A 10,310-nucleotide genomic window follows, 5' to 3' on the forward strand; every position below is an offset into this window, starting at 1 on the left:
AACAACTATTCGTACTGACTCTCGCTCCAGCTAGCGAATATTACACAGGCCGACACACTATCAACCTTATCTTTAGTCAGTTTCTTATAGCCACCTAACTCAAACAGCATGGCTTTAGCGTCTGTGGTAGTCAGTCGCTCATCACAGGTGTCAACGGCCACTTTAAAACGCCCATGTAGACGGTTTGCAAATTTGCGGGCGCGTTGAGTCATCTCCTGCTCAGTACCATCCATATTAAGCGGTAAACCCACCACCACGATATGCGGTTGCCATTCTTCGTAAAGCTTTTCTATTAACGTCCAGTCAGGAATACCGTCTCGTGCCTTCAGCGCTGCAAGAGGGGAAGCCGTACCGGTAATTTCCTGACCTACCGCCACGCCAATGCTTTTGGTACCAAAATCAAACGCAAGTACCGTACGATTTCCTATATCAGGCATGCCCCGCTCCCGGTGCTAGCTGCCATACATCCACACCGAGTTTATTCACTGTTGCTTGCCATTTCTTGTGCATAGGCGTGTTAAACAGAATTTCTTCGTCAGCTTCGATGGTGAGCCATGCGTTTTCCTGCATTTCCTTCTCAAGCTGACCGGCTGTCCAGCCCGCGTACCCCAAAGCAATCAAAACGTCTTCAGGGCCTTCATCATTGGCAATAGCAGTCAAAATGTCCTTGGAGGTGGTCACCATAACCCCTGGTGCAAGCTTTAAGCTAGATGCCCACTCTCTTTGCGACGAGTGCAGCACAAATCCTCGCTCTTGGCTTACAGGACCGCCAGCCAGCACGATTTGCTCTGCTTTGTTGTCAGACACAGTGAGTTCTTTGTCAGTATGCTCAAGAAGCTGCTTCACGTTCATGGTAGAGGGCTGATTTACTACAATACCCATAGCACCTTCAGCGTTGTGTTCACAAATATAAATGAGTGAGCGAGAAAAGTACGGATCGTCCAAACTAGGCATCGCGACCAGAAAATGATTTTGTAGGCTTTTTAATTCCGTCATAGTTTGTCTTTTATCTACTATCTTTTGCTCTGTAAGGGCCTTTACACTATTGAAGCTAAAGGCGCTCTATCCACTCATATTTGCTTTCTACAATACAAACTGCACTGTGTTACCAATACAACCTTACTTTATTTACTGGCTAAGCGCTTTTCAATGGCGTCAAACAGCGCACCCATTATATTAACATCGTAAGCTGCTTCTATTTCTCTTACGCAAGTTGGGCTAGTAATGTTTATTTCAGTAATTTTGCTGCCAATAACATCAAGTCCTACAAATAAAATGTTATTTTCCTTGAGCGTTGGCGCGATGGCTTCGGCTAGGGCGCGGTCAGAATCTGAGATTGGCTGAGGGCGTCCTGTACCGCCAGCGGCTAGGTTACCTCTGGTTTCCCCTTTTGTAGGCAGTCGCGCTAAGCAGTACGGCATGACTTCACCATCAACGATGAGTACGCGCTTGTCGCCGTCTTTAATCTCTGGAAGGTACTCTTGCACCATCATGTAGCGCGTGCCTAACTTGGTTAGGGTTTCAATAATAACGCCTAAGTTATTGCCATCAGGCTTCACTCTAAAGATAGACGCGCCACCCATACCGTCTAAGGGTTTGCAAATAATGTCTTGGTGCTTGGCGTGAAACTCACGGATAAGCGCTTGGTTGTTCGTGACTAAGGTATTGGGAATGTGTTCTGGGAAGTACGACGTAAACAGCTTCTCGTTGTAGTCGCGAAGCGCTTGAGGGTTATTTACAACGAGCGCTCCCGCGTCCTGCGCAAGCGACAGCACCTGAGTCGCATACAAAAACTCGCTGTCAAAGGGTGGATCTTTGCGCATGAGTAACACATCAATGTCGCCTAAATGCAAGGTCGACTCGTCTTCAATGGTGTAGAAATCTGTAGCTTGATCCTTGACCGATACGGTTTTACCTAAACCCATAGGCTTACCATTGTCTAAATACAGGTCTTTTAATTCAAAATATACAACCTTTGCACCGCGGCGCTGAGCTTCAAGCATCATCGCAAAGCTTGTATCTTTATGTGGCTTAATGCTCGCGATGGGGTCCATAATTACGCCAACGGTATATTGCATAATGTTTTCACCTTGAATGTTGATAAAATGCCGGCTCAGATGGCCCAGCTGATTGTAAATATATATGGGGGCACACCTGAATTCTTCAAGTTACTGAGCTAGCACTATGCTTGCTATATAGCTGCCTAAAATACTGACTTAGAAGTCGCCGTGCTGAGCTTGAAGAATACTTAGGCTTGTAATCGCCGCTGTCTCGGTGCGCAAAATACGTGGGCCCAAACTTACCGACTGATAACCGTTTTCGTTTGCCTGATGAATTTCCGTTTCAGATAATCCACCTTCAGGGCCAATAAGCAAACGAAAGCCTTGAGCATTATAAGGTTGTCTTGCCAAGCTTTGCTCTGCGCCCGGTGCGAGAACTAATCTTGTGGTATTGGTTGAAGACGACAACCATTGATTAAGACTAACCGGGGCGTTGAGCGCGGGAATAATGTTGCGACCGCTTTGTTCACAGGCGCCAATAATGATCTTCTGCCATTGCTGAATTTTCTTTTCCCAGCGCGACTCGTCGAGTTTAACCGTACAGCGTTCAGTGATGACGGGCGTTATTTCTGATACGCCAAGTTCCACGCTTTTTTGTAGCACGGTATCCATTCTATCGCCTTTAGATACCCCTTGACCTAAGTGCAAATGAAGCGGGGACTCTTTTGCTAGCGATAAACAAGCGTCGGCTTCAACCGTCACTTTTTTTCTTTGAACGCTAATAATTTGCGCACTGTATTCATTGCCGTCGCCATTAAAAAGCACAATAGGGCGATTGGGCTTTATGCGCAGTACCGTCGCGATGTGATGACCGGCGTCTTCAGTTAACTCAAACTCTTGTTCTAACGGGATTGGATTGGGGTAATAAACTCTTGGTATACGCATAGCAAATCAGATGTGTAGTTTTAACGCGTATAATACGTGTGTGGATACAGGTTGCAATGCTGTCGACAACATCGCGTAAGTAAATATGCAAAAACTTACGCAAACGACAGCATGCTGCCTATTTAAGAATCACATGACTCACTCTCTAGGCCGCGGAAGGCGAAGAGTTTCTCGAAGTAGATTTCAACACGTTGGATGAAGACTTCGATTGGGCTGCTGGGCGGTAGTCCGCTCTTGCGTACTTAGTATGTTTTCCTTTATCGGTGCGCAGTGAATATAAAAATAAACACAAAACCACCGAAAACAGGGTTATGAGAAGCAACATGCGTTAATCCTTTACGTGACATAGTTTGCTAAAGCTCCTTCATGAAGTTGCTCAACACACACTGATGAGGCGTAGTGAACAGTCAACTTTCATGAGACTTTAGTCTAAAACTTTGAGGCTAAAAAATCATCAAAAAAAATGTCTTATAACTCGGTAACTTCCAAAAAATGGAAAAGAAACACAAAGCGCATTTAAGCTTCGTGATGAAGGATGCGCTTGTTGAGTGACAAGCGTGTGACAAGCGAATAAAAAGTGTTCATTTTTTGTTTTTTCATTCTAGCGCCTGTGTGCCACCTATACGGCATAGAAACTTGTCGATTTAGAGCCACTACACCGTCAAACATCCGCCTTGTCTAGATGGCAAAAAAAACGCTGCAAAAATATACAGAAAAGGTCAGTAAGTCCTAAAGTAAAACAGATAAATTTCCACTACTTTTGTATAATGCTAACGTTTTTAAACACCCATGTAGCTTAGACTTTAGAGCAAATTTACTGTGTTTGAGGCCATATTATATTGGTCTTAAATAAAATAGCTGCTACCTTATTTGAGCAATTATCAACTAACCATGACAAGGATTATATTATGGAAGAAAAACTTTCGCTTTTTTCTGCAAGCGATGTCGAAAGGTACATAAACGATTACGCCATCCCGTGGGGGATTAACATTCTGATGGCAATCGCGATTTATGTAATAGGTAGGATCGTAGTTGGATTCATTTTATCTGTATTTAGACGCCTAATGGCCAAGTCTAAATACGACAACATGCTAGTGGACTTCCTGGAAGCTATCCTTAGCGCCATTTTAATGCTGTTTGTTATTGTCGCTTCGCTTGATCAGCTAGGCGTAGATACCACGTCATTAGTTGCTATACTAGGTGCTGCTGGTTTAGCTATTGGTTTGTCATTGCAAGACTCGCTTAAGAACTTCGCAGCTGGCGTAATGCTTCTAGTTTTCAAACCATTTAAAGCGGGTGATTTTGTCGAAGCTGCAGGTACTGCTGGTTCTATTGTTAAGATTGGTATTTTCACCACAACAATGAACACACCAGACAATAAAGAAATTATTGTTCCTAATGGCAACATCTACGGTGGCAACATCACTAACTATTCAGCAAGAGACACGCGTCGTGTAGACATGGTTGTTGGTATTGGTTACGACGCTGACCTTCTTAAAGCGAAAAGAATTCTTGAAGAGATGGTGGCGGCTGATGAGCGTATTCTTGCAGAGCCAGCGCCTAAAATTGCAGTATCTGAACTAGCCGACAGCAGCGTGAACTTTGTTGTTCGTCCATGGGTAAATTCTGCCGATTTCTGGGGTGTTAAGTTCGACTTCACTGAAAACGTTAAACTGCGTTTTGATGAAGAGGGTATCTCAATTCCATTCCCACAAATGGATGTACATCTTCACAAAGCAGACAGCGAATAATTTCGTTGGTTTCAAACAAAAAACGCTGCATTTCGCAGCGTTTTTTTATCCGAAGGTTAAGTGCGACGTAACACGCCGCGATTACGAACATTTTAACTCTCGCTGAGCGGGTAATGACCTATGCGAAATGGTATTACTTACTTTTAGCGACAGTTCGGGCGGTAAGCAGTAGCTTGATAGTCTGCATAGGCGTTAGGCATGTTCGCTTGTAAATTATCAATTCTGGTTTGAGGTGCTGGGTGAGTCGACAAAAGTTCCATTGGGCGGTTGCCGCCGCTTGCTGCGTCCATGTTTTGCCACAAGTTTACAGATTGTCTTGGGTCAAACCCAGACTTCGCCATTAGCTGAAGACCAATGACATCGGCTTCAGATTCATGAGTTCGGCTAAATGGAAGTTGGACACCAACTTGAACACCTAATCCGATCGCAGCCATGATGGGACCCGACTGGGGCACTTCATTCGCGGCTAAAACTTGGCCTACCGCCTGACTGCCCATGTTTATCAATGTTGACTGCGACATTCTCTCATTACCGTGCTCTGCAATAACATGACCTACTTCATGGCCAATGACAGCAGCAAGTTGATGCTGGTTTTCTGCAACGTTGAGCAAGCCTGTATAGACACCAATTTTTCCACCGGGTAGCGCAAATGCGTTAACTTGTTCATCGTCGAATACAACGACTTCCCATTGACCATTGAACACCGTGGCTGGTACTTGAGCAGTGATGGCATTTGCAACGCATTCTACGTAAGAATTTTGAACCGCTTTATTCGAAATTTTTAATTCTTCTTTCATGCCCGTGAATGCCTGATCACCCATTTGCGCGAGCTGAGTTTCAGAATAGAGCAATACTTGATTTCTACCCGTAGGAGATGTTGCACAGGCCGTTAAAGTAAGCGCTGCGGCAATAACTGCCGAGGCTGTGAATTTCAATTTCATGGTTAATCCTTTTTAATAACTGAATGTTCTCGCTTCGCTCACTTTTGCGCGCTAAAGCACTATCCCATTCAGGTTATACGTCTATTCGGCAATATTAGTATCAGATAGTGCTTATAAATAAAACTATACCTTTGAAAAAGCGAAGCGTGTTCCACTGTTAAGCTAAACCGTTTTTCTTCACACGCCTAGGTGTCTTGAAATATATGCTTACAATTGCATGAACGAAGTGTGATTACTTTGAGCCTACTGCTCCGTGCTGTCCATATTTACAGCGGCCTGTGTGCCATCATTGTTATAGAAAAGTTACGCGCCTTTGCCTATTTAATATTTGTGTCATAAACTGATTCTAATTTATACATAGAAGTTACATAAAATTTCTGGTGTACTAAGGTTAGAGATCCCCGTTTTCTTCCTTCGCTTTGCGAGAACAAGGTGGAAAAATCCTTGGGTTCCTCGAGCCTCATAACGTACGACAAAAATACAAATAAAAAGGAAATCAAATGGCAGTGCGTAATAAGTTTAAATACGGGTTACTTGCATTTTTAGTATCAGCGGCGCTCACGGGATGTGGTCTTGATGGTGACGACGGTGCGCAGGGCGAAACAGGAGCTCAAGGACCTCAGGGGGAACAAGGTGACCCAGGGACAGACGGAAGTGATGGTACCGATGCGTCAATCGGCATTGCAATGGATATCGTTGGTCGTGCTTTCTTAGGCAATCAAACGGCCGCAGAAATTGTTCAGTACCATGCTGAGACCAATACGATTTACGCGACAAACGGCGAGACGAATACAATAGCAGTTATTGATGCCTCTAGCGTAAGCACGGCTACTATGGCTGATCCGATAAACACCACTACGCTAACGCTTACCACTATCGCACTGCCTGCCGATATAAATGGTGTGACTTTAGGTAGCTTAACAAGTATTGCGGTTAGCGGTGACCTTATGGCTGTAGCTGTACCTGCAGACGTTAAAACTGATAACGGTTATGTGTTGTTCTACAACGGGCTAGACAGTTCTGCTCCAGCCTTTTTGGATTCTGTCGAGGTTGGCGCACTACCGGATATGGTCACTTTTACGCCAGATGGTGGCAAAGTGTTGGTAGCGAACGAGGGTGAGCCTTCTGATGACTACACCATTGACCCTGAAGGTTCTGTTAGCGTCATTAATATTCTTGCAAGTGGTGAGCCAGAAGAAACGGGGACGACCGTTGGCTTTACTGCTCTAAACGGTACTGAAGCAGATTTGATGGCGCAGGGAATGATGTTTCCTAACCCAGCAGGACGCACGATTAACGGCACAGCTATTACCTCAACGGTAGCGAAAGATCTGGAACCAGAATACATCACCGCTACTAACGACGTTGCATACGTTAGTCTCCAGGAAAACAATGGCCTTGCGATTATTGACTTAGAAGAGTTAACGGTAGATGTCGTCGGCCTAGGAACTAAGTCTTGGGCTGGGCTTAATATTGATATCCAAGAAAATGATGCGGTGAGTTTTGGTCAGTACACAGGTATTTATGGTGTATACCAGCCTGATACCATTGCTAACTTTACGTGGAAGGATGCGACTTTCATTCTTACCGCTAACGAAGGCGATGCCCGAGAGTACTTCTTTGACGCTGCTGATGAGGCGGCATGTACTGCTGCGGGTGGTGTTGATTTCGACGAAGATGATGGCTGTCTAGCTTATACAGACGAAGTTAAAGTAGAAGATCTTACCGCTGCCGCCAACTCTGAATTAGCTATGCTACAGGCGACAGGTGAAGCGGACGACTTACGTGTAACTTCAGCTATGGGTGATGCTGACGGAAACGGCGAGTACGATGCAGCGTACGCTTACGGTGCACGTTCATTCACTATTTGGGATCAAAATGGTTTAGTGGTTTATGACTCGGGTGATGATTTTGAACGCATTACTGCGTCGGTTCATGGTGCGCAGTTCAACAATGGTGACGATGAAAATGCAAGCGACTCGCGCTCAGAGAATAAAGGTCCTGAGCCAGAAGCGTTAACCGTGGGTCAAGTTGGCGATCGCACTTACGCGTTTATCGGCACAGAGCGCATGGGCGGTATTTTCGTATACGACGTTACTAACCCTTATGACGTTCAATTTGCAGAATATGTAATTAACCGTGACCTAACCGAAGGTTTGACAAGCGACGATGTCATTGGTGACTTAGCGCCAGAAAGCCTGGTTTTTGTTAGCGCTGAAGACAGCCCAAGTGGTGTGCCTCTTCTTGTTGTAGGCAACGAAGTTAGCGGCACAGTGACGGTGTGGCAAATCAACCAGCTGTAAGCTCCCCCATTGATTACATGAAACCCCGCTTTGAAGCGGGGTTTTTTATTGGTAGCGCGCCAGACCTTCCCGAAGGGCGAGTTTAAAATGTCCTTACTCTTTGTTGTGTCAACTTGATGTAGAGCCACTATACCTGCGAAAACACGCCACGATTACGAACATTTTAAGTCTCGCTGAGTGGGTAATTATCTATGCGGGCTGGTATTAAACGGAGGAATAGAGCTTTCCTTGCGTTCACTATGGTTACACCGTTTAAGGATTAAGGTAAGCTATAACCCATAAAACGCAATCGTATTTTTAAAGGTAAATACGATTAGGCTCAATTGCACTGGTATAGATGCGTTTAGGACACAGAGTAACGCAATGCTCAATACCACCGTAGTGCTATCAAATAATAGAGAATGCCTATGTCTCAGCAAGTTGTGATTAGTGGTGTGGGTGTATGGCACCCTAAAGACAGTATAACTAACGAAGAGCTCGTAGATAGCTACAATGCTTACGTAGATGCGTTTAACGAAGAAAATAAAGCGCAAATAGAATCAGGTGATGTAGCAGCAATGCCTTATTCAAGTGCAGAGTTCATCGAAAAAGCATCAGGAATTAAAAGTCGCTACATCTATCAAAAAGAGGGGGCGCTAGACATCACTCGAATGAAGCCTAAGATTGCCCCTCGAGCAGATGACGAACTTTCTCACCAAGCCGAAATTGCCGTCGAAGCAGCCAAGTTAGCTCTGGCATCCGCCAATGTTACTGCCGATGAGATTGATGCTGTGATTGTGTCGTGTGCATACACTCAGCGTGCTTATCCTGCGATTGCAATTGAAGTACAAGAAGCCCTTAATATTGAAGGGTTCGGTTTCGATATGTTAGTTGCTTGTTCTGCAGCAACGTTCGGTATGCATCGCGCCTATGAAATGCTGAGCGCGAAAAATGCGACTCGCGTTTTGGTTATTAACCCTGAGTTGGTCTCTCCGCAAATTAACTACGCTGATCGCGACAGTCACTTTATTTTTGGCGATGTGGCTACGGCGACGGTGCTTGAGCTTGCTGAAACCGCCAAAAGTGAGCACGTGTACGACGTGCTAAGCACCAAGGCATTGACGAAATTCTCAAACAATATTCGTTCTAATTTTGGCTACATGACACGTGCCGAAGACGTTGAGCCGTATGGACCTGATAAGCTGTTCCATCAAGCGGGTCGCAAAGTTTTCAAGGAAGTGTGTCCATTGGCAGCAGCGCATATTGAAGCGCATTTAGCGAGTCACGACATTACGCCAGAAGGCGTCAAGCGTTGGTGGCTTCACCAAGCTAATATCAATATGAACACCTTGATTTGCAAACGCCTGTTAGGTCGCGATGCTGACCGTACCGAAGCGCCAATTGTGTTAGACGAGTTTGCCAACACGGCTTCTGCGGGTTCTGTGATTGCGTTTGGTTTACACCATGAAGACCTGGTTGCCGGTGACGTGGGAGTACTGTGCTCTTTCGGTGCAGGGTATTCAATTGGCTCACTAGTGATCCGTAAACGATAGTTTTTATCATAGCGCGGGCGATGCCTGCGCACCGTACCTAGCTGAAAACGTTATGTGCTGTATATCGAAGGTTTCAGGGACGTTGCATCAATGCGCCTCCCTGTATTTCATCTCCTAAATAATGATAATAAAGGTGAGATAAAAGGATGATTTCAGATGTAGGCTATGGGTTAAATAGTCTGGCGCACTTAGCCCTTTTATTGCTGTTGTTAACGGTACGCAAACCCGGCGTAGCCAAGCATTTATTGGTATTGGCGACCGCAGCCACCTTTTTATGGTCTACAACCTTAATCACTTCGCTATTTGGACCTATCTCGCTAAGCTGGTTACTCAGCGCTGACGTGCTTAAGCAGCTCGCATGGCTACTCTTTTTGGCTGGCTGTATACAGACCAGCTTTAGTAATATCTTCGACGTTCTAAAACGACCTGTAACGTTAATTATTATTGCCCCCGCACTAGCAGCATTGCTAGCCCCTTATCTATTGGTAGTAAATCCCGCGTGGAGCTTTCTTGTACTGATCGTGCTGTCATTAGAAGTGCTTGTTCTTCTGGAAGTTGTGTATCGACAGGCGGGGCGTGAGCAGTGGGCGTTTAAACCCATCATTATTTATCTGGGAGCAACCAACCTGTTTGAGTTCGTTACCTATGCAAACGCTACCATGGTAAACCAGGTTGAAATAGGCTACATAGCGGCACGAGGCTATATTTACTTCTTGTTAATGCCCTTACTCGTCATATCGATTCGACGAATTCATCACTGGGGCATTGATATCTTTATCTCGCGGGACGTGGTATTGCACAGCTCTCTACTCTTAGTGGCGGGCGGGTATCTTTTTTT

8 protein-coding genes and 1 pseudogene are annotated in these 10,310 nt (G+C 45.2%); 4 read left to right on the plus strand and 5 right to left on the minus strand.

The window, feature by feature from the left end; all coding sequences use genetic code 11:
- Window positions 1-5: 5 nt before the first annotated feature.
- The 4 genes from ruvX to BIZ39_RS08235 form a co-directional block, all read right to left on the minus strand.
- The gene (ruvX, locus tag BIZ39_RS08220) at window positions 6-437 is read right to left on the minus strand and encodes a Holliday junction resolvase RuvX (protein WP_014980071.1); all 432 of its coding nucleotides are present in this window, start codon (window positions 435-437) and stop codon (window positions 6-8) included.
- The gene (locus tag BIZ39_RS08225; protein WP_187446783.1) at window positions 430-996 is read right to left on the minus strand and encodes a YqgE/AlgH family protein; all 567 of its coding nucleotides are present in this window, start codon (window positions 994-996) and stop codon (window positions 430-432) included. Before BIZ39_RS08225 ends, ruvX begins: the two co-directional genes overlap by 8 nt.
- A 128-nt stretch (window positions 997-1,124) precedes the next feature.
- Window positions 1,125-2,078 (minus strand): glutathione synthase, encoded by a 954-nt coding sequence (gene gshB, locus BIZ39_RS08230; protein WP_014950459.1) that lies wholly within the window; start codon window positions 2,076-2,078, stop codon window positions 1,125-1,127.
- 138 nt (window positions 2,079-2,216) lie between these two features.
- Entirely contained in the window at window positions 2,217-2,945 is a 729-nt protein-coding gene (locus BIZ39_RS08235; protein ID WP_014980069.1) for a 16S rRNA (uracil(1498)-N(3))-methyltransferase, read from the minus strand.
- Between the two features lie 908 nt (window positions 2,946-3,853).
- On the opposite strand from BIZ39_RS08235, the gene BIZ39_RS08240 reads away from it, so the two are divergent.
- On the plus strand, window positions 3,854-4,696 hold the full coding sequence (locus BIZ39_RS08240; RefSeq protein WP_049586042.1) for a mechanosensitive ion channel family protein: 843 nt from the start codon (window positions 3,854-3,856) through the stop codon (window positions 4,694-4,696).
- Window positions 4,697-4,839: 143 nt separating this feature from the next.
- Here BIZ39_RS08240 and BIZ39_RS08245 read toward each other — a convergent pair whose 3' ends face one another.
- Window positions 4,840-5,637, minus strand: a complete 798-nt coding sequence (locus BIZ39_RS08245) for a M48 family metallopeptidase (RefSeq protein ID WP_014950456.1) — start codon at window positions 5,635-5,637, stop codon at window positions 4,840-4,842.
- Between the two features lie 500 nt (window positions 5,638-6,137).
- Here BIZ39_RS08245 and BIZ39_RS08250 point away from each other — a divergent pair, with 500 nt between their 5' ends.
- The 3 genes and pseudogenes from BIZ39_RS08250 to BIZ39_RS08260 form a co-directional block, all read left to right on the plus strand.
- Window positions 6,138-7,940, plus strand: a complete 1,803-nt coding sequence (locus BIZ39_RS08250) for a choice-of-anchor I family protein (RefSeq protein WP_014950455.1) — start codon at window positions 6,138-6,140, stop codon at window positions 7,938-7,940.
- Between the two features lie 407 nt (window positions 7,941-8,347).
- Window positions 8,348-9,472 (plus strand): beta-ketoacyl-ACP synthase III, encoded by a 1,125-nt coding sequence (locus tag BIZ39_RS08255; protein ID WP_187446784.1) that lies wholly within the window; start codon window positions 8,348-8,350, stop codon window positions 9,470-9,472.
- Between the two features lie 146 nt (window positions 9,473-9,618).
- Window positions 9,619-10,310 (plus strand): annotated as a pseudogene (locus BIZ39_RS08260) (PEP-CTERM system histidine kinase PrsK); the annotation flags it as partial.

The sequence above is a fragment of the Alteromonas sp. BZK5 genome (assembly GCF_014349115.1).
Lineage (GTDB): Bacteria > Pseudomonadota > Gammaproteobacteria > Enterobacterales > Alteromonadaceae > Alteromonas > Alteromonas macleodii.